The 20300-nt window shown below is 47.2% G+C and carries 12 protein-coding genes and 1 tRNA gene; 11 read left to right on the top strand and 2 right to left on the bottom strand.

Annotated features, from left to right (window positions below):
* The 11 genes from AAA138_RS03765 to AAA138_RS03715 all read left to right on the top strand — a co-directional run.
* A partial coding sequence (locus AAA138_RS03765) for a fibronectin type III domain-containing protein (RefSeq protein WP_349089634.1) occupies positions 1 to 1252 on the top strand: 1252 nt, incomplete at its 5' end.
* A 42-nt stretch (positions 1253 to 1294) separates the two neighbouring features.
* Entirely contained in the window at positions 1295 to 2182 is an 888-nt protein-coding gene (gene rfbA, locus AAA138_RS03760; RefSeq protein WP_349089633.1) for a glucose-1-phosphate thymidylyltransferase RfbA, read from the top strand.
* A 1-nt stretch (position 2183) separates the two neighbouring features.
* On the top strand, positions 2184 to 3203 hold the full coding sequence (rfbB, locus tag AAA138_RS03755; protein WP_349089632.1) for a dTDP-glucose 4,6-dehydratase: 1020 nt from the start codon (positions 2184 to 2186) through the stop codon (positions 3201 to 3203).
* Positions 3193 to 5925: a YfhO family protein gene (locus AAA138_RS03750; RefSeq protein ID WP_349089631.1), complete on the top strand. Its 2733-nt coding sequence runs from the start codon at positions 3193 to 3195 to the stop codon at positions 5923 to 5925. Before rfbB ends, AAA138_RS03750 begins: the two co-directional genes overlap by 11 nt.
* Positions 5909 to 6955, top strand: a complete 1047-nt coding sequence (locus AAA138_RS03745; RefSeq protein ID WP_349089630.1) for an acyltransferase — start codon at positions 5909 to 5911, stop codon at positions 6953 to 6955. Before AAA138_RS03750 ends, AAA138_RS03745 begins: the two co-directional genes overlap by 17 nt.
* A 160-nt stretch (positions 6956 to 7115) precedes the next feature.
* Positions 7116 to 10130 (top strand): DUF4422 domain-containing protein, encoded by a 3015-nt coding sequence (locus AAA138_RS03740; protein WP_349089629.1) that lies wholly within the window; start codon positions 7116 to 7118, stop codon positions 10128 to 10130.
* 164 nt (positions 10131 to 10294) lie between these two features.
* A complete protein-coding gene (locus tag AAA138_RS03735; protein WP_349089638.1) occupies positions 10295 to 11128 on the top strand; it encodes an ABC transporter permease in 834 nt (277 codons plus the stop codon).
* Between the two features lie 9 nt (positions 11129 to 11137).
* Positions 11138 to 11926, top strand: coding sequence for an ABC transporter ATP-binding protein (locus tag AAA138_RS03730; protein ID WP_349089627.1), 789 nt, complete (start codon positions 11138 to 11140; stop codon positions 11924 to 11926).
* Positions 11927 to 11946: 20 nt separating this feature from the next.
* A tRNA-Arg gene (locus tag AAA138_RS03725) sits at positions 11947 to 12020 on the top strand.
* Positions 12021 to 12136: 116 nt separating this feature from the next.
* Positions 12137 to 13294, top strand: a complete 1158-nt coding sequence (locus AAA138_RS03720) for an acyltransferase (RefSeq protein WP_349089626.1) — start codon at positions 12137 to 12139, stop codon at positions 13292 to 13294.
* A gap of 25 nt (positions 13295 to 13319) precedes the next feature.
* Positions 13320 to 14693, top strand: a complete 1374-nt coding sequence (locus tag AAA138_RS03715; protein WP_349089624.1) for a cell wall-binding repeat-containing protein — start codon at positions 13320 to 13322, stop codon at positions 14691 to 14693.
* A gap of 366 nt (positions 14694 to 15059) precedes the next feature.
* Here the strand turns inward: AAA138_RS03715 and AAA138_RS03710 are convergent, their stop codons facing one another.
* Both AAA138_RS03710 and AAA138_RS03705 read right to left on the bottom strand, forming a co-directional pair.
* Positions 15060 to 18476 (bottom strand): RICIN domain-containing protein, encoded by a 3417-nt coding sequence (locus tag AAA138_RS03710; protein ID WP_349089623.1) that lies wholly within the window; start codon positions 18474 to 18476, stop codon positions 15060 to 15062.
* A gap of 85 nt (positions 18477 to 18561) precedes the next feature.
* A complete protein-coding gene (locus AAA138_RS03705; protein WP_349089622.1) occupies positions 18562 to 19740 on the bottom strand; it encodes a nucleotide sugar dehydrogenase in 1179 nt (392 codons plus the stop codon).
* Positions 19741 to 20300: the final 560 nt, after the last annotated feature.

Genomic DNA, 20300 nt, shown 5'->3' with positions numbered 1-20300 from the left:
GCTCACCTGGGGCCACGTGCCAGGAGCGACCCGCTACGCGGTCGCCGTCCGCCAGGGGTCCGGCTACAAGACCTACACGCTCGACTGCGCCGAGGAGTCCTACACCGTGAAGGGCCTCTCGAACGGCGCTTCCTACAAGTTCCTGGTCCAGGCCTGGAACGGATCGTCCTGGTCGCCCTTCTCCGACGCCGACCTCGTGGCGTGCCGCCCGTCGGACCCCAGGGCCCCCGAGGCTCAGGCCGAGGCGACCGGCGACGGTGAGGTCACCGTCTCCTGGAAGGCCGTCGCCGGCGCCGAGCGCTACGCCGTCGCCGAGAGGCTCGCGGACGGGTCGTACAGGACCTACACGCTCGACGAGAAGGGCACCTCCTTCAAGGTCTCCGACCTCGCCAACGGCGTTACCCACCGCTTCCTGGTCCAGGCCCGGGTCGACGGGTCCTGGTCGTCGACCGCCGACGGCTACCTGTGCTCCGCCGCCCCCTCGGGCACCGTCAGCCCCAAGGTCTCCGCGAAGGCCGGCGACAGGTCGGTCGAGCTCACCTGGGGCCACGTGCCAGGAGCGACCCGCTACGCGGTCGCCGTCCGCCAGGGGTCCGGCTACAAGACCTACACGCTCGACTGCGCCGAGGAGTCCTACACCGTGAAGGGCCTCTCGAACGGCGCTTCCTACAAGTTCCTGGTCCAGGCCTGGAACGGATCGTCCTGGTCGCCCTTCTCCGACGCCGACCTCGTGGCGTGTACAACTTTGGGCACGCCCATTATGGGTAAGTCTGCTGCAACGGTTTCGAGCATGGTTTCTCTATTTAAGTCCACTGGGCATACCTATCCGACTATTTATGCATCGAAAGGTGCAACAACTATTAATGACTTTTGCCAGATAGTATTAGAGGAAGCGAATGCTGAAGGTGTTAAGGCAGAGATCCTGTTTGCCCAAGCAATGCTTGAAACGGGCTGGCTTCAATTTGGCGGCAGCGTAAAAGCAGAACAATGCAATTTTGGTGGCATTGGCGCAATAAATACATCTGCAGCTGGCGTGACTTTTGATAACGTTCGAATTGGGCTGCGTGCGCAGGTGCAGCATTTGAAGGCGTACGCCTCATCCGAGCCTCTGAATACTGTATGCGTTGACCCCCGTTTTAATAAGGTCGACCGTGGAATCGCTCCGTGTCTCGAAGATCTTGACGGTCGTTGGGCTGTACCGGGTGTGGGCTACGGAAAAAGAATTGCCTTAATTGTAGCAAAGTGTTGTTAACATCTATTATTGGTTTTGTTTCGACTGATTCTAGGAGGGCATATGAAGGGCATTATATTGGCCGGAGGCTCAGGCACTCGCTTGCACCCCATTACCAAGTCTGTTAATAAGCAATTGCTTCCTATTTATGACAAACCGTTGGTTTATTATCCTTTGTCAGTTTTGATGCTCGCAGGAATTCGTGAGGTGCTGCTCATTTCTACACCTAGGGATTTGCCTGCATTTAAGGATTTGTTCGGGGATGGCTCTTTGCTGGGAATGCGGATTTGCTATGCTCAGCAAGATGAGCCCAGGGGTCTAGCGGAGGCCTTTACGATTGGTCGTGAGTTCCTTGCGGGGGAGCCTTGCGCTTTGGTTCTTGGCGATAATATGTTCCATGGTCAGGATTTGACCCGTATTTTATCAAACGCCCGTATGACTGTAGAAAACAAGGGCGGGGCCGTTGTGTTTGGCTACCCTGTTAAAGACGCACGCGCGTTTGGCGTAGTCGAATTTGATGAAGACCATAAGGTTGTTGGAATTGAGGAAAAGCCTAGTGATCCAAAGTCCAATTATGCCGTGCCAGGTCTGTATTTCTATGACGGTCAGGTCTCTGATTTTGCATCCAAGGTTGAGCCGTCATCACGTGGCGAGCTTGAGATAACCAGTATCAATAACGCATATCTTGAGCGTGGGGAGCTTTCTGTCGAGCTTATGGGTCGTGGGATGGCCTGGCTTGATACTGGAACTCCTGCGGGCATGTTAAAGGCGGCTGAGTACGTTGAAGCTGTGCAGAGCCGTCAAGGTTACTTCATTGCATGCATAGAGGAGATAGCCTACCGCCGCAAGTTTATTGATTCCGATCAGCTTCGAACACTTGGTGAGAAGCTGAAAAAGACCGATTATGGTCGTTATTTAATTTCAATTGCAGATGAAGAACAGGTTAATTAGCATGTGCATTCCTTTTGAACCTAAAAATATAATTGTTACAGGTGGCTGTGGCTTTATTGGATCTAACTTCGTTCATTACGTTGTTAATAATCACCCTGAAGTTCATGTCACTGTTCTCGATAAACTTACCTATGCCGGTAATCCGGAGAACATTGCCTCCTTGCCTAAGGATAGGGTTGAGCTTGTCGTCGGTGATATCTGTGATTCGGCATTGCTTGATGAACTAATTCCCGGGCATGATGCAATTGTGCATTATGCCGCGGAATCACATAACGACAATTCGATTAATGATCCCTTTCCGTTCCTACGAACTAATGTTGAGGGAACCTATCGTTTACTGGAATCAGTTCGCAAGTATAATATTCGCTATCATCACGTCTCGACTGATGAGGTATATGGCGATCTTGCCCTAGACGATCCGGCAAGATTTACCGAGCAAACTCCATATCGTCCCAGCTCGCCTTACAGTTCAACAAAAGCTAGCTCGGATATGCTGGTCAGAGCATGGACCCGTACGTACGGTTTACGTACCACCATTTCGAACTGTTCCAATAACTACGGCCCTTATCAACATGTCGAAAAGTTCATTCCAAGGCAAATTACAAACATTATTGATGGAAGACGTCCCAAGCTGTACGGTTCAGGCGAAAACGTACGCGATTGGATTTACACAGAGGACCATTCTTCGGCTGTTTGGGATATTTTAACCAAGGGAAGAATCGGAGAAACCTATCTTATTGGCGCCGATGGTGAGAAGAGCAATATAGAAGTATTGCGTATGATTCTTAGGGCCATGGGCAGGGATGCTGATGATTTTGACTGGGTCGCTGATCGTCCCGGCCATGATCGGCGTTATGCCATCGATAGTTCAAAGCTTCGTAGAGAGCTTGGTTGGAAACCACAGCATACTGATTTCGCCGCTGGTCTGAAAAGAACTATTAAATGGTATGTTGAAAATGAGAGCTGGTGGCGTCAGGCAAAGGCTGCGACCGAGGAGAAATATCAACGTAATGGTCAATAATTCATTAGCTATGTCTAGGTTTCATGCATTTGGAAAGGTTTATGAGTTCTGTCTGAGGCATAAATCGTGCTCCCTATTTTTATTCTATCTATTGCTTCTTACCCTTGTTTCCGTCTTTCTCTACGCTCGATATTTATTTGGGGGTAGTTATCTAATCTATGTAGATTATGGTTCTGACAGCTTTGGCCAGTCTGTACCCTTTTTTCTAAATGCGGCTGATCGATTTTCTCAGTTAAATTTTTCTACCTGGAATGCGTCACAGTTTTTAGGTGGAACGACTGTACAATTATTTAACCCGGAGTACATCGTTTCATGGTTCGGTAGGGATAACTTACCCAGGATGATGTGTATATTCCAGATTGCTAAGATCCTTCTCGCCGGCTCGTTTTTCTACTTGTTTTTGGGTTATTTTAATTGTAGATATCAGACGAAGTTTATATTCGGTTTTGGCATTGCATTCTCGGGCAGGATGCTGGCGCTTTGTGCATGGACTGCCTATACGCTGGAAGTAACTTTGCTCTCGGCATTTCTTTGGGCTGTTGCAAGAGTGCTGCACGATAAAAAGAAATTCGTTGCATTTCCAATTACGCTTGCTTTAATAATCATGACTTTAAGTGTATATGGACTCGTTCTATATACATGTATTTTGGTTATGTTTACAGCTTTTTATTTAGGTTATTTTGGTAAAAGTCAGTGCTACAGGTCCTATATTCATTGCTTTGCAAATTTGGGTTTCCTTTATGTAATGGGCATTGCCGTTTCTGCGCCTTCCCTTCTTCCAAATATCTCAACCTATTTAGACAGCGCCCGTGTCTCTAAAGATTCTGGTGGTAACCTAGCGGTTAACTCGATATCCCTTTTATCTAACCCACAAATTCTTGCTGAACAATGGTTGGGTTTCATCTCGAGTACTTCTTTTGGATTTATGAGTGAATGCTCGAGTCCATCTGGTTTTTTGGGCAACGCTTTCTATTCTTCAAGTGTTGCTGCGGTTGTATGCTTGCCTTTTTGCTTTAAGGGTCAGACTAGAGCTCGTCGTTGCTGGCTTTCGGTGCTATTAATTTCCGTGGCCGCTTATGTTTGTCTTGATGTTTTTAGGTTCTTGCTCGGCGGCGGCGCTGTTGGCTCATTTGATTTCCGAATGTCATCGGTTTGGGTTATTTTCGTTCTCGCCTTATGCGGAGCCATCGGCTTTGAAAATCTACTCAATGGGAACAATGCCATTCAAGTATTTGTCTGGATCTGCGCTGCATTCGTGGTCACGATTGTCTCTGCCGCTTTCCTTGAATTTAACGTGAATAAACACGCTCTGCTCTATTTTTCTTTGTTCGCAATTTTGGTATTTTTATTAGTCAGCTTCCTTCGCCATTCGTCTTTCTTTAACTATTTAATTGTTTTCATATCGGTTGCATCTGTATTGTTCGGTGGATATCAGCTTGTTAATGATGTTCCGACAGTCAGTAAACAGCAGTATTGGGATTCCTTCAATACTGATTTGCGCGACACGATTTCCGAATATGCGATAAAACAGCCAGCTAGGATTGATTTTCAAACTCAAATGCTGACCGCTCCTATGGCAAATTCATATATGGGAACTGAATCTTATATTGGAGGGGTTGGCACTTCTTCCGCTGTTACGGAGTTTATGTCTGCTGTTGGCAACGATTATATCGAGCAGCTGGGCTATTCGCGATATACCTATGGCTTTTCTGATATTAGTCTGAACGCGATGCTTGGAGTGGGCTACTCGGTTTACTCAAACCCTGACATTAGCTATATCAGCCCATTTGGTTATACCAATTTAAATAGTGATGGTTATTACCAAGTATATGAGAATCAAAATTCAATTCAGCCGATTTCGTTCTACTCCGCATCAAGTGTAATCAGCGACTCTGATTTCTATAAGTCTGAACGTTCTGATAGAGGAGCGCTTCTTCTGGATGCGTTGGTGTTAGACGATTCTAAGTCTGCTGAAGGTAAAACCATTGTTGAGAAAAATCATGAGGCACTGACTTATGGAGACTGCATCGGATCTTCACCAAACAATGTAACCGTCTCGAAGTCTTCGCAATTTGATATTCAGGATTTCGATGGATGTATCGCATTGAATTTTAAGTTTCATGCGTCGGCTACAACGAGTGGTAGCGTCTCGATCGTTGCAAAGTTTTATAACTCTCAAGATGATTCTGAGGATGTTTTGCCGGTGTATCTCGCTGCTGGCGATGAATCTGTAAGGATTCCATTCAGCAATAATCATTACAACAAGGTTGAGATTTCTATCGTTGGTGTCAACTGTGCCGATGATGCCGAGTTAAGCAATATATGGGTTGAGGCTGTTCCCGATAAATATATTGATCACTATCTAAGTTCTTGTAACGAAAGGAACAAAGCAAATTGTTCGGTGATTTCATTTACCAATGATGAGTTGTCCGTTTCCATTGACGCTCCAAGCGCAGGTTATTTATTTGCACCAATTCCTTATTCTGCTAATTGGAGGGCTTTTGTTGATGGCACTGAGGTGAATACCCATTTAGCAAACTTGGCTTTTACTTCAATTAAAATTGGACATGGAAAACATACTGTCACTCTTAAATATATTGATTCCACCTATCGCTTGGGATTGACTCTGTTCTTTGTGGCTATTGCAATTCTGCTTGCCGTGAAGTTGTTTCCACTTATCGTTTCATATGTACGTAAGGGTAAAGATGCCAACCGAGATTAATCAGCCTGCTCATTCGCTTGGGTTTACCAAAACAATGACGTCATGTGCTAAGGGCCTGGCGCTCATATTGCTTTTTGTTCACCATATTATTCCCAATAATCCGGGGGTTAATTTACCTATTGCTCAGCTATCTATTTCACAGGTATTGGCTACTTCTGCAAAATCATGCGTTTCTATTTTTATGATCCTGTCAGGTTACGGCATCTGTTTTAAATTGAGCAAGACAGATGGGTCTTTTTCCAATATGGCCGCTGCTATTTGCAATCGGTTGCGTAAGTTCTGGTCGTCTTTTATCCCGATGTACTTATTCTCGCTGTTAGTTTCTGTTTGCGTCGGTGTTTCGGTTGTATCAGTTTACGGTAAGGGTTTTGGATTTCTTCTGTTTCTGGTAAAAGACATGTTCGGATTGGCCTCAGAATTCTTTAGCTCACCTACGCTATGTGGAGCGTGGTGGTATTTGGGTGCTGCTATATGCTGCTATGTGCTTGCGCCGTTTTTTTATATGGTCATCTCGAAGGGAAAGCTCGCTAACTGCATCCTGCTACTTGTTGCTTATACGCCTTGGCTGGTTTATCTCATCGTTGATGACCCTAATATGCATACCGACAGAGAATTGTTTTATATTTTTGCTTTTGTTTTGGGAATGACTGCATGTAAAAGGGGATTATTTGTTAAGTTTTTGGAGTGCCGTAACACTTATAAATATCCACTTGCCGGCATCGTTCTCCTGGGATTGTGCGTTGCGCGTTTTAAATTGAACTTAATGGTTGATTCGTTTATTGCATTCTGTTTAATCCTTCTGATGACTCAAATCGCAAGAGAAGGCTCCCTCTTGGGTAGTTTTTTCAAATATTTGGGCGAGTCAAGTGGAAACGTTTATATGTTTCACGTTTCGATACTTGGTGTTTTGGGTTCTGTGCCATTCGTTAATCACTGGGTGGAGATTATTTTCTCTTTATTTTTGTGTTTGTCTATTAACGCCATGTTAGTTGAAATTCGAAGGAACTTATTTCAATTGATACACAGTTAGATCTTGATCCTCTTGGCATCTCTGAGCATTATTCTGGTCGATTCGTTTTGAACGACTGGACACCGCCTATTTTATGTTTCCAATTTTTTATGGATTAGCTTTAGCCAAGCTGCATTATGCTGATTCGTGTTTGCTCTCACTTATGATTAGGAGCGTAGTCTTGTCTCGTTTTTCTATTTGTGTTTCTTCCTATAAAGACGCGGAATACCTGCCTGCCTGCATCGATAGCGTGCTGCATCAGTCTTTTGCTGATTTTGAATTGATTATTGTCGACGACGGCAGTCCTGATAATACTGCTTCAATTCTTAAAGACTACGCCGAGCGCGATAGCCGTGTTAAGCCCATTATTAAATCGCACAACGAGGGCGTTCATCTTGGCCGCAAATCTGCTGTCGAACAATGCTCTGGCGATCTCATTATTCTTTTAGATTCTGATGACGAACTTGAGCCCGGCTTTCTTTCAGAGCTCAATGACTACTCTCTTGCTCATCCTGCAGACATCTACCATTTTGGGATTAAGGTTGTAAATGCGGGCGTATCTGAGCAAGAACGTATTGAATTTGAGTCCTATGTTAATCGTGATATTGAGCCTTTGAACGGTTCGGATATCTGTAACGCTGCATTCAGCAGCGAGGCTGGTTATCGCCAAGATTGGCGCATCACACAACGTGCTTATGACGCCCGTTACTTTAAACGAGCGTTCTCCGATATGACAAACGATAGGATGGGTCGCGCTCAAGACGGTTACGAATGTTTTGTTGCTCTTGCAGAGGCAGATTCTCAGCTTACCTGTAACGATATTGTCGGGCTTAAGTATTATTTGGGTCGCGGAGTTAACTCAGGGTCCAAGATGTCGCCTGACTCTTTCCTGCGGAGCACTCAGGGCTTCTGGAGTTCTGTGACACATATGGCAGAATTCTCCGAGAATTTCAATAAATTTGATTTGTCTATGGCCTTCAGTGGCGGTAAGACAAAGTTGATGGATCTTCTATTTAACGATTGGTTTGTTCGCGTAGATAATTCCAATAAAATCGATGCAGCTAAAAAAGCGGCTTCCGTGGTTGGTGACTTGGAAGTTGCTGAACAAGTTATGCGCCTGACTCGTGATGCAGCTTATGCGGAGTGGGTAAATGACAGTGGCGATGTTTCGGTAGATACATTAAGGACTTGGTATCGCGAGGCCAAATCAATGGCAGGTACAGATTATTTTGTTTCCAATCGCCTTATGGATTTCGCTGATGCTGCCAAGCTTCATATTTGCGAAGTTGAAGAGAGGGCAAAAAAGCGTTGTTGCGCGAAACAGGATATCCGGATCTTTGTATCAACTCATAAAAGAGTCGATTTGTTCGACAGCGAATTATTCCAGCCTGTTCAGGTCGGTTGTTCATCTCGAAGTGATATTTTCCACTGGGCATTCCAGGATAACGACGGCGAGAATATTTCTGATCAAAACCCTATGTATTGCGAACTGACTACGCAGTATTGGGCTTGGAAGAATACCGGCAGCGATTATGTTGGTTTTTGTCACTATCGTCGCTATTTTGATTTTGCTCGAAAACGCCATGAGGAAAATCTTTATGGCGAGGTGATGGACGCCTATATTGATGCTAAATCTCAGGCTGAGTATTGTCTTGACGACGATAGCGTCCGTAAATACGTGAAAGAATTTGACGTGATTACGACCGAGCGTAAGGATATTCGTCCTTACTGCGGGTCTTCTGCAACCATTCGCAAGCAATACGATCTTGCCGACAAATTGTTTGTCGAGGATCTTGATAAAGTCGTTTCCATTCTCGGTAAACAGCATCCTGAGTATCTTGAGGATGCTCAGGCTTTCCTCAAAGGGCACACCGCGCGCTTCTGCAACATGTTCATCATGAAGCGGGCCATTTTTAACGCATATTGCGAATGGTTATTCCCGATTCTCGAAGAGTTTGTTAATACGACAGACATGTCGAAATACAGCAAGGAAGGCCTGCGCACACCCGGTCACCTTGCTGAAAGGCTCTTGAATATTTATTTGCTTCATCATGAGCGTGTTGGTGAGGGTTGGAAAACTGCCGAGCTGCAGTGTGTTCACTTCACTGAGCCAGATTATCATGGCGAACTCGGTCTTCCGCGTCTTTCTGGCGATCCCCGCCCCATAATCCCTGTTGTCTTTGCCTCGGACAATAATTATGTCCCCATGCTTACGACCACAATCTATTCAATGCTTGCAAATGCTTCTACAGACTATCGCTACGATATCGTCGTGCTGCATCGTGATATCAATGGGGAAAATCAAGCTCGTATGAAGAGCTTCTTTGGGGCTTTCCCTCACGCCGGTGTGAGGTTCTGCAGCGTCTCTGCCATCATCGATCGATATGAGCTGACTACAAATAATCCGCATATTAGTGTTGAGACTTATTATCGCTTCCTTATTCAGAAGCTATTGCCTTACTACAATAAAGTCCTTTATCTTGATTCTGATCTTATTGTTAAGGGTGACGTTTCGGAGCTGTATGAAACCGAACTCGGTACTAACCTGCTCGGCGCAACACGGGATATCGATTTCCTAGGCAACTTAAACATGAAAAATGGTGAGCGTTTAAAGTATGCCAAGACGGTACTAGGGATGACTAACCCCTATGATTACTTCCAGGCCGGTGTTCTGCTGCTTAACACGCGTGAAATGCGGAGTCTTCACACGATTGAAGAGTGGCTCGAATTTGCTTCTGACGATCGTTTTATTTATAACGACCAGGATGTGTTGAATGCTCATTGCGAAGGGCGCGTTACCTGGCTTAACTATGACTGGAACGTTATGATTGATTGTGGCAATCGCATCGCAAACGTGTTCAGCTATGCTCCTCACCAGGTTTTTGATGCATTTAATGATTCGCGTAGCCATGAGCGGATTGTGCACTATGCCGGGTTTGAAAAGCCATGGAAGTTCGCTTATTGCGATCGTAGCCAGCTGTATTGGAAGTATGCCCGTGAGACACCTTTCTATGAGAAGCTTCTTGCTTTGCTTGTTGGATCCGGTTCTTCAGCTGACACACCGCTGTTGATGCACGAAAAGGCCGTTTCTGAAACCAGCCCGCTGCGTAAAATAGTTGACCCGTTATGTCCCGTTGGCTCTGCGCGGCGTGAAGTTCTTAAATCTATTGGTAGAGCTGTTCAGGGAAAGAAGTAGCCGAGTCTGTTTCGAGGCATGGAGCGCACGCTCCATGCCTTTCTTTAGATAAAGTATGGGTTAATACCCCTCTTTTAGGCGCCCGTTCATTCTGCGAGCTACGGGAGGATATACTTCTCTCTCGACATGATATTGTTGTTAAGGAGTCGTTTGTGGCGAATAGCATGGATGGCCGCGTTGGTGCGAAGAGTATTCAATCGCACGCGGCCAATGATATTCAAAAGGATTTTTACATCCTAAAACAGCTAGTTACCAAGGATTTTAAGCTGAAATATCGTCGTAGCGTTCTTGGCGTCGCGTGGTCAGTGCTTAATCCTTTGCTTATGATGATCGTGATGGCGGTCGTTTTTTCGACGATTTTTGCCCAGGGCCGAAATGGTTCTATTACGCCAGAGATGTATCCGCTTTATTTAATTGTTGGTAATGTTACTTTCGCCGTTATGTCCGATTCCACATCGCAGGCCATGACGTCGATACTTGCTGCAGCGTCATTGTTAAAGAAGGTCAAAGTCCATCGCTGGGTATTTCCCGTTCAAAAGGCTTTGTTTGCCTTGGTAAATTTTGCTTTTTCGCTTGTTGCTGTTGCCTTAGTCATGTTGTGGTTCCGTGTAGTGCCCACATGGCATCTTGTTTGGCTTCCGGTGTGTCTGATTCTTTTAATGTTGTTTTGCATGGGTATTGGTCTGGCGCTTTCTGCCCTTGCAGTTTTCTTTAGAGATGTGATCCATCTTTGGAGCGTTGTGATTACCGCCTGGACGTACTTTACTCCTATTTTTTGGACTACAGATTTTATTGCCGGAATGCCACATATCCTTAGGGTTCTAATGTATGCGAACCCCATGTATAACTATTTGACTTTCATGCGTGATATCTTCCTGTTTCAATGCAATCCTTCCACACAGGTATTGGTTTTTTGCGTCCTATGGGCAGTCCTTTCACTGGTTATAGGGTATGCAGTATTTCATAAGAGCGAGCATAAGTTCATTCTTTATATCTAGGGGAATAGTATGTCTGGAGTTATTCAAGCGGGTGCTATGCCCTCGGTTGACTATGAGAAGAAGCCTCTTTCGGTTGAAGTCAAAGATGTCTCTATGGTCTTTAATATGGCTTCTGAGTCGCTGGGTAGCTTTAAAGAGTATTTTATAAAGCTTGCGAAACACGAACTCTTTTTTGAGGAGTTTAGGGCACTTAAACACATCTCATTCGAAGTTCATCAGGGCGAGGTCGTTGGTCTGGTCGGAACGAATGGATCCGGCAAATCCACTATGCTTAAGATCATTGCTGGCGTTCTTGAGCCGAGCGAAGGCGAGGTCAGGGTTCATGGCAACATTGCTCCGCTTATTGAGCTTGGTGCCGGTTTTGACCCGGAGCTGACGGCTCGCGAGAATATCTACCTTAACGGCTCGCTTCTCGGATATACCAAGGAATTTATCGATGCAAACTTTGATGGGATCATCGATTTTGCTGAGCTTAATGATTTTGTCGATATGCCGCTAAAGAATTTTTCTTCGGGTATGGTGGCACGTATCGCCTTTGCAATTGCTACGATTACCGAGCCTGATATTTTGATTGTTGATGAAACGCTATCGGTTGGTGACGTGTTCTTCCAGGAAAAGTGCGAAAGGCGAATTCAACATTTTATTGAATCCGGTGATGTTACTGTCCTATTCGTTTCGCACTCAATGGATCAGGTTGAGCGTATTTGCCAGCGCGCTGTGTGGATCGAGAAAGGCGATCTTCGCATGGACGGTCCCGTTGATGCGGTTTGCAGAGCATACCGTGATCAGTTCAATTAGGGTATAATCAATTTTTACCCGCTCCATTAGCTCAGTTGGATAGAGCAGGGGACTTCTAATCCCAAGGTCGACGGTTCGAATCCGCCATGGAGCACCTTGTTTTTGTTGGGTCGTCTGCAGCTTGTTGGCGGCCTTTGTTTTTTTGAGTGATTAATGGATCATTGCTTACTGTTGCGATGTGATTTTTGAGCGTTAGCCACGGTCTGGTTAGTGATTAGTAAAACTAGAGTCAAGGGTGTTGCTAATTTGCAGTATTTATGTCGTTATCATGTGAAACCGTCTTCTGCTCATATGGCCATTGGCTCTAGGGTTAATAAGCTTGACTATATAAGATGTCTTGCAATTTTGCTTGTGGTTGTTTGTCATTGTAACGAGCGCTTATATGGCAAGATTGCGGCACCACAGTTGAGGATCACGCTATCTTATTCGGCTTTCTTTGCGCTTGGTCGTATAGGCGTGCCGCTGTTTTTATTTTTGACCGGAAGCCTTGTTCTTTCTAAATTAGTTAAGGGCAATGATGATGTTGTTTCGTTTTATAAGCGTAAGCTGCTTCCATTAGTTGTTTCTGCAGCCCTTTGCACAGCGTTTTATTATGTCCGATCTATCCTAATTCTTGATCAGCCGTTTGATATATTTCAGGCATTTCGTATTTTATTGTTGCTGGAAAACTGCCCGCGTGCGGTTCTCTGGTATCTTCCAATGATAATTGGGATATACATCGCGCTGCCTTTTGTTGCAGTGGTTTTTCGAAATTTTACGTTCCGAAGTTTTTCTTTACCGCTGGGCGTTCTGCTTCTCGTTCAGTTTGTCCTGCCCTTTGTATCGAATATATCGGTTGTCTTTGGGTTTTCGCCTATTGGCGGGAACTCTGCTCTCGATATTTCATTTCTTGGTGGAGCATACGGTCTGTATATTGTTTTTGGCTACTTCGTTCAGAGCGGCGCTTTTGACGTTCGTTGTAAATCGAGGATTGTTTTAGTTATAGGCGCAGCCAGCTATTTCCTGCTAGTCGCCATGTTATTTATATCTTCCGTTTACCAACGTGGGTATGTGCTCTGGTATTCCGATTTGCTGCTTCTAATTGCATCCTGCTGCTTATATTTAATCCTATTCAATTATTTAAGACTAAATCGCTGCCATGTGATTGAGTTGGTTTCTAGGGCTTCTTTCGGCATCTATTTAGTGCATTATGCAGTAATTGATTTGTTTCAGTCTCCGTTTTTTGTGATGTCTCAAATGGGTGCTTTAGGCTATTTTGCTTCAGTCTCTATTCTTTCCGCAATCGTTTTTGGAGCAACTTTTTTGTTGATTCTGATTATTAATAAGGTTTCCCCAAAAATAGCTGAGTTGCTGTTTTTATATAAGTGATAATTCGCTTTGAGCGATGGATGAGTTGAATCGCGCTATTGCAGACATAAGAAATAAAGGGTTGTACTGGGCTGTGCAACCCTTTATTGATGTCCGATATTGCTTAGTGGGACTATCATTAAAGATGTGTTGCTGGGACCCTGCTAACTGGGTTGAGCCCGAAGGGTTTAATCCCCTTGAGGACTATAACGCTCCTGAGTACTTGCTTCCTGAAGGATATGGTGTCCTCGGGATTTCGGATTATGGCTGGATAGTTGACAACGAGTCGCTTAAAGACTCTACAGGAAATCCAGCAGGTACCATTTTTACCGTGCATCCTAGGGGCGCTGATTCTCCTAAAGTTACTTGGCGAGTTAACTGGAACCGCAATGCCGGCAAGCCCTTTAACCCCTCTCAGCCTAAGATGCTCACTCGAATCAACGGCGCCACTCGCTATCAGACCATGAGTGGATTGGTAGACCTAATGAGTGCTGGGAAAAACGGCGTCGTTATTGTGGCCTCTGCGACTAACTATCCTGATGCCCTCGCTGCGTCTTCGCTGGCTGGCTGCTATGATCCAGCTCCTATTCTGCTGACCGATCCGAGTGATTTAACCGCAGAGGTTAAGGAACAGATTCAAAAACTCAATCCCAGTTTTATTTATATTGTCGGAGGCGAAAGTGCTGTTTCCTCAACTGTGGAGGATCAGCTGAAGGCCAATTCTCAAGCCTATATTCAGCGATTGAGTGGTCAGACGAGGTACGAAACTTCGCTGCGCATAGCTAAAACAGCCTATAACGTTGCCAATATCGACGGGGAGGCGCCTTGGCAGGTCATAATTGCTACGGGCACAACCTTCGCCGATGCGCTGTCTGTAAGTCCTTATGCATATGCGGGTAAAATGCCCATCCTTTTGTGCGATCCTGTGGCTGGTTTATCGGATGACGCATTAGCTTTTCTTAAAGCTAAGGGCATAAGAAACGCCATGATCGTTGGAGGCAATCAAGCCGTTCCGTCATCCGTTGAGGCTCAGCTCGAGTCCGTTGGCGTGTCGTATAACCGCTATTTTGGTAGTACGCGCTATGAAACAAGCGTGAAAATCGCCGAACGCGCTTCCTCGTTATTTAATAATTCAAGCGTTCTTGGTCTAAGCGGTTCGATATTTGCTACGGGAAAGAATTTCCCCGATGCTTTGGCGGCTGGTCCGGTTGCCGGTCATTCACGGTCTTTTGTTCTTTTGGTTGATGATTATAATGATGCGGCGGTTCAGTATGCACGCAAGTGGACTGAGGACTACGGGAGTCGTCCTGACATGCAGGACATGGTTCCGACGGCTGCCTATATTGCCGGTGGAGTAAATGCGGTTGGTGAAACTACTGCCAATAGCCTTTCAGAGGCTATGAATATGCAGATTAAGTAGCACACCTTGTTTTAATGCGTACAGCGAAGGGGTCCTTTAGGCCTCTTCGCTTTTTTCGGGTTTGCAGCGCCACGGAATACAAGCAATTGTCGATGGCGAGGTCACAGCAATCTTAATGTCGGGGGTAACGACGTAATCCTCGATAGCCTTCTTGGCGATCTGGAGGGCAGCTGTGTGCAGCCCGAGCCTTTTGCCGAGCTTGTGCGCGATGACAGTCTGGACATCTGTCTTCCTATGTTTTGGGGTGCCTTGATGGCCTCTGGTGTGAATTTGCCATGGAGCACTTTGAAAGTAAAAGGGCCACATCGTTTGATGTGGCCCTTCTTGTGTGTTATGACATGCGTTTACGTCAAAGCGTGTGCGGGTTTAATCGTCACCAACATTCGTGCCGGTGAAGTCATAGACAATCGCCATGTAGTAGGTTCCATTCTTGTTTACTACGCCTACGCCTGCTTTTGTTACGGTTCTGCAATTCATCATAATTCGATGCTCCTTGTGATTCTTCCATTTGGTTACAGCGTCGTCGCCGGTCATTCGGTATGTGGCGTATTGTAGGATGTCTGAGTAGATGTGATACTGTTTCCTCATGGTATGTTCAAGTTTGCCAACATCTGCGCAATGTTGTGCAGACTGGTGTGCGAGGGCCTCCATGTAGCTGTCGCGCACGGGAATCGAGAAACCCTTGCTCCTGCGGTAATTGCAGTAAGCCGTCCAGATCTCGTTTTCCATGCTACGGCACTCTTCATTGGGGTCGATTTGCTTGGACGTGCGCCTGAGTGTCCAAGACTGGTTGGCGCTTAGGTTCCTGTCTTGTATGGTGACGTTGGCACCGTTTGTTGCCGTATTGCCGGTAATATTCAGTGCGCGCTGTGTGGCCAGGTTCAAAAACACGAGCTTATTGTCTTTGGTAAGCCACAGTTTCCATTTCTGATTGTTGCCTCCAACGTAGTCCCATTGTTGGACATTACCGCCGTTGACGTTTGTATCCTGGCCAGCGACTTCTAGGCATTTTCCCGAATTTACGTTGATAATCTTGTAGATGCCATTTTCAGTTTTGACGAACTGCCATTTTTGCCAATTGGTTCCGTTGCTTGACCAAGAATTAACGTTGACGCCGTTGTCTTTGCCGCCCCCAACCACATCAAGGACCTGATTGCTGCCAGAACAGCTCTGAATAATGTACATACCTTCGGAGACTACGTAATAGCGATCGCCGTTATCGTAGGTATGCTCGGTAACGCTTACGTTGCCAACCGTAATGGTCCTCGTGCCTTTTGTTTTAATCGTCTCGGGCTTGAGCTCGAATAGCTGGGCCTTACTGTTATTGCGGCTCCAGACCTGGATGTTGGTTCCATTGTCGGCGTATCCGCCGTAGCAATCGAGGACATAATTGGAATGCACGTTTATGAACATCAGCTTGTTGTTGTAGACCTCGGCACGCCACAGCTGATCGTCTCTACCGCTTGAACTCAACTGAAGAACGTTACAACCCTCTTCATTTTTATGATTAGAGTCAAGGCTCAGATACTTATCCGAATAGGCGTTCTTTATGCGGTATACGCCCTCAGATTCCTCAACGAATTTCCAGATCTGGCCTGTTACACCGTTGTTGTCCCAGAGCTGAACATTAGCGCCGTTGTCCTTGGAAACCGCTGCCACATCGACGCATCGATTGGTGTTGTTACATGTGCTAATCGAAAGCCATTGATTAGGGACGTCGACGTAACTGTATCCATCGGGATAGCTGTAGACCGTGACGGTAATTTCGCCGACCTTTACCTTTTTGACGGTTGCCTGACCCCTAGTGATCTTAAACGTCGAAGTTGCCGATCCAGTGTAGTCGTCCTTGCCGGTGACGGTAATGTTTGCGGTTCCGACTTTGATGTTGTTGCTGTAGGAGGTTGTAAAGTCCGTACCGGATTCGAGCGACTTGCCGTCGAGCGTGACCGTGGGTACGGGCGTAAGCTGCGAGCCGGTGTAGTTTTGGGCTGCAACGCTAATGCTCGCCTCCGAGATGTTTGCGGGCGAGATGGTGAACGTCCCGCTAGCGGTGCCGGTGTAGTTGCCTTTGCCGGTTACGGTTGCCTCGGCGGTGCCCGCATGCTGATTGTTTGAATATGAGACGGCGTAGTCCGTTCCGCTCTTAAGGGTACGGTCACCGAGCTTAACAGTGACGCTAGGGGACAGAGCCTGACCATTGAACGTCTGTTTGGCGGCGCTGACCTTGGCCGACGAAATGCTTGCCGCAGAGATGGACCAGTTCACTTCGACGTCGTCGGATTTGCCGGTTGAAGCCCACTGATAACGGGTCTTGTCCTTGAGCGAAAGCGTGGCCTTATAGGAACCCGCATTTGTGGCCGCGCCGTTCTTGACGGTATAGATTTCGTTTGAGGCTATGGCGGTTTGGCTGGACCCGCTGTAGGTTAGCTTGGCGGGGGAGGGTATATTTACGCTCTGCTTGGAGACGGAAGGTTTATCGATAATTTCAAAAGTGCCTTTGGCGACTCCCGTGTATTGATTAATGCCAGTAACTGTGACGGTTGCCGTTCCAGCCTTAGTATTGTTCGAATACGAGACACTGTAATCGACATCCTTTTTGAGCTTTTGATCACCAAGGGTGACTTCGGGGGCCGGCGTGAGCGGCTGGCCCGTGTATTGTTGTTGCGGTACTTTAACTTGAGCGCCTGATAGGTCCGTGAGGTTCGGTTTCGGCTGCGTTGGTGTATCATTCGGCGTCAACGCCACAACTATGCGTTGATAGTCATCGTCGGATACTGCGTTAATGCCGCCAGCAACGAAGGCGTTGCCAACATTGCCCTTAAACCGTTCAATGTAAGCGCATGCTGTTTGCGCTCCACTATCAACAAGAAGAAGGGGTGAGTTGATTCTGCCCATGCAGGGTTCCATTGCAAGGGCGTCGGCGTAGTTTGAGCCAGTCGCAAATCCCAGCGGGTCTGCCGTAAAGAGGCTGGTTTCCGATATTTCAAAAGCAGTAATCTGCGTACTTGTTTCGTAGCGAGTCACTCCACTCAGACGGCGAATTCCATCGGTGGCAATATTTGCATTATTGAGTTGAGAGATCACGACATCGGGGACAGCTGCGTTGCCGCCAACAAGGATTGCCCTGGAGAATCCTCCTGCGCGAATTGCTTCGACAGCCTCTTGCGTGATGCCGCCGTAAGGGTCGCACAATACGATGGGACTCTTGGTTACATACGCGAATGGGCTTATCGATAGGGAATCTGCGTAATTTGCGCCTGTAGCGACAATTACTGTGTCAGACGAAGAATTGCATTGGCGCAAGATCTCTAGGCTAGTTTCGTATCGAGTTGAGCCGTATAGCCGAATCGTATTGCTTCCGCATATATTGCTTGCCGCCTGTAGTGCCGCGTCGCTCACGGCTGAAGGGCCGCCAACAACATAAATGGTTGACGGGCCAAGCTGTTTAATTGTTGCAGCTGCCTTGCTTGATAGCTCAGTGGGGTCTGTAAGGATAATTGGGGCGTCATGTACGCCGGCTAACGCAGAGGCAGACAGCGCGTCAGGATAATTTGTGCCACTGGCAAGTATTACCTTATCGGATGCGCTCCATCCGCCAACGTTCGAAATCAATTCCGACATTGTGTCGTAGCGCGTGTCGCCTGCCACGCGCTGGACATTAACCTGTAAAGCTAGCGCTTCCGTCGCGAAGAGCGGCAGAAATGCCAGTACAAAAAGGGCTCCTAAGAAGGGCAAACAAAGTCTTCCTAGGAAGCATTTTGACTGCGCTTGTTCGCTTCGCATAAAACCACCTCTCATAGGTTGCCTATGTACTTCAGAGTATATGAGGGGAAATGTGAAAACTGTTGCGCAACAACTTTTACTGGTGCTAATCCCTCTGCCAGAGGTCTCGCGTGTAAACCTTGTCTGTCACATCGTCGAGAACGCTGTCGTAGCGATTGGCGATGATCACGTCGCTTGCCTGCTTAAATAAGACGAGGTCGTTGACGACGCGGCAGCCTTGGAGTGTATCGAGGGAACTGGAGGGTTCGTAAACGATGACCTCGACTCCGTGAGTCCTAAGCTTGTCGATTACATCGAGTGTCGAGCTCTGCCTGAAGTTGTCCGAACCGCTCTTCATGGTGAGGCGGAATGCGCCGACGACCTTCGGCTGCATCGCCAGAACTTGATCGACGATAAACTGCTTTCGCGTGCTGTTGGAATCGACGATGGCGCGAATCAGGTTTTGGGGGACGTCCTGGAAGTTGGCGAGGAGCTGCTTGGAATCCTTGGGCAGGCAGTACCCGCCGTAGCCGAAGCTGGGGTTGTTGTAGTGGGTCCCGATGCGCGGGTCCAGGCAAACGCCCTGGATGATATCGCGCGTGTTGAGGCCTTTACTTTTGGCATAGGTGTCGAGCTCGTTAAAGTACGAAACCCTCAGCGCCAGATATGTGTTGGCAAAGAGCTTGATGGCCTCGGCTTCGGTGGAGCCCGTCACTAGGATTTCTGTTCCTGCATCTTCGGAGCCTTCGTCCAAAAGATCGACGAAGGCTTGGGCGGCCTTGCGGTCGGCGGCCTTCGTGATGCCGGCGACGATGCGACTGGGGTGCAGGTTGTCCTCGAGCGCATGGCCCTCGCGCAAAAACTCGGGTGAGAAGATGATTTGGAGCTGAGGATATTTAGCGCTTACGTCCTTGGTGTAGCCAACGGGAATGGTGGACTTGATAACCACGACAGCGCCAGGGTTGAGCTCTTTGACTAAATCCAGGACGCTTTCGATGCTTGAGGTATCAAAGTAGTGGGTGACGTCATCGTAGTTGGTTGGTGTTGCTATGACGACATAGTCCGCGTTTGCGTAAGCCGCGGCGGAGTCCGTTGTCGCTTGCAGGGTGGAGGGGCGATCTGCCAGATATGCCTCGATGCAGGAATCCTTAATGGGGGAGATGCCGTTGTTAATTTCGGCAACCCTGTGCTCGTTGATATCGATGGCGACCACGTCGTTGTACTTGGAGAGCAGGCAGGCAAGCGAAAGGCCTACATAGCCAAGGCCTGCGACGGTGATGTTCATAGATATCTCCCTGCAAAGTTGACGTTTTAGGAATCCGATACTGATAATTCGACGATTAATCTTACCGCGTTATTTGTGATCGGCCGTATTGACGACTCAGTTTGCACGAGGTTTTCGCGTTCGCTGCCGGGTGGGAAATGAAGCTGGACATCCTCGATGATCCATATGCGCTCCTCCAAAACTTTTAGATTGGCACATTTTTGTTGCGCAACATTTATTGATATGTCCTATTTAGAAAATGTGCCGGTCCGCTTGTTGTCGGATAACAGCCGCTCGCATTTGTTGCTCAACATTTGGTTCGCGCACGGTCGTATCATCAAATTTGGATGACTGATACCCCGCGAGAAGAAGGACCTGTGCTATGAAAGCCCTCCGCAAGTGCGCATACGTAGCTGTTCAGCTCGTTGTTACCACCGCGCTTCTGTTCCAGCAGTGCCCTGTTCAGGCAATTGCTCTTGGCTTGGAGCAGGGGAGCGACTATGTCGAGATTCCCGCCAGCGAAGAGGATGCGGATGCTGCGGACGGCTCGGTTGACGCTCCCTCCACTGGTGACAACTCGA

Origin of the sequence: Collinsella sp. CLA-JM-H32B, assembly GCF_040098065.1 — a bacterium.
GTDB lineage: Bacteria > Actinomycetota > Coriobacteriia > Coriobacteriales > Coriobacteriaceae > Collinsella.
This window is presented reverse-complemented; position numbering and strand designations above follow the sequence as displayed.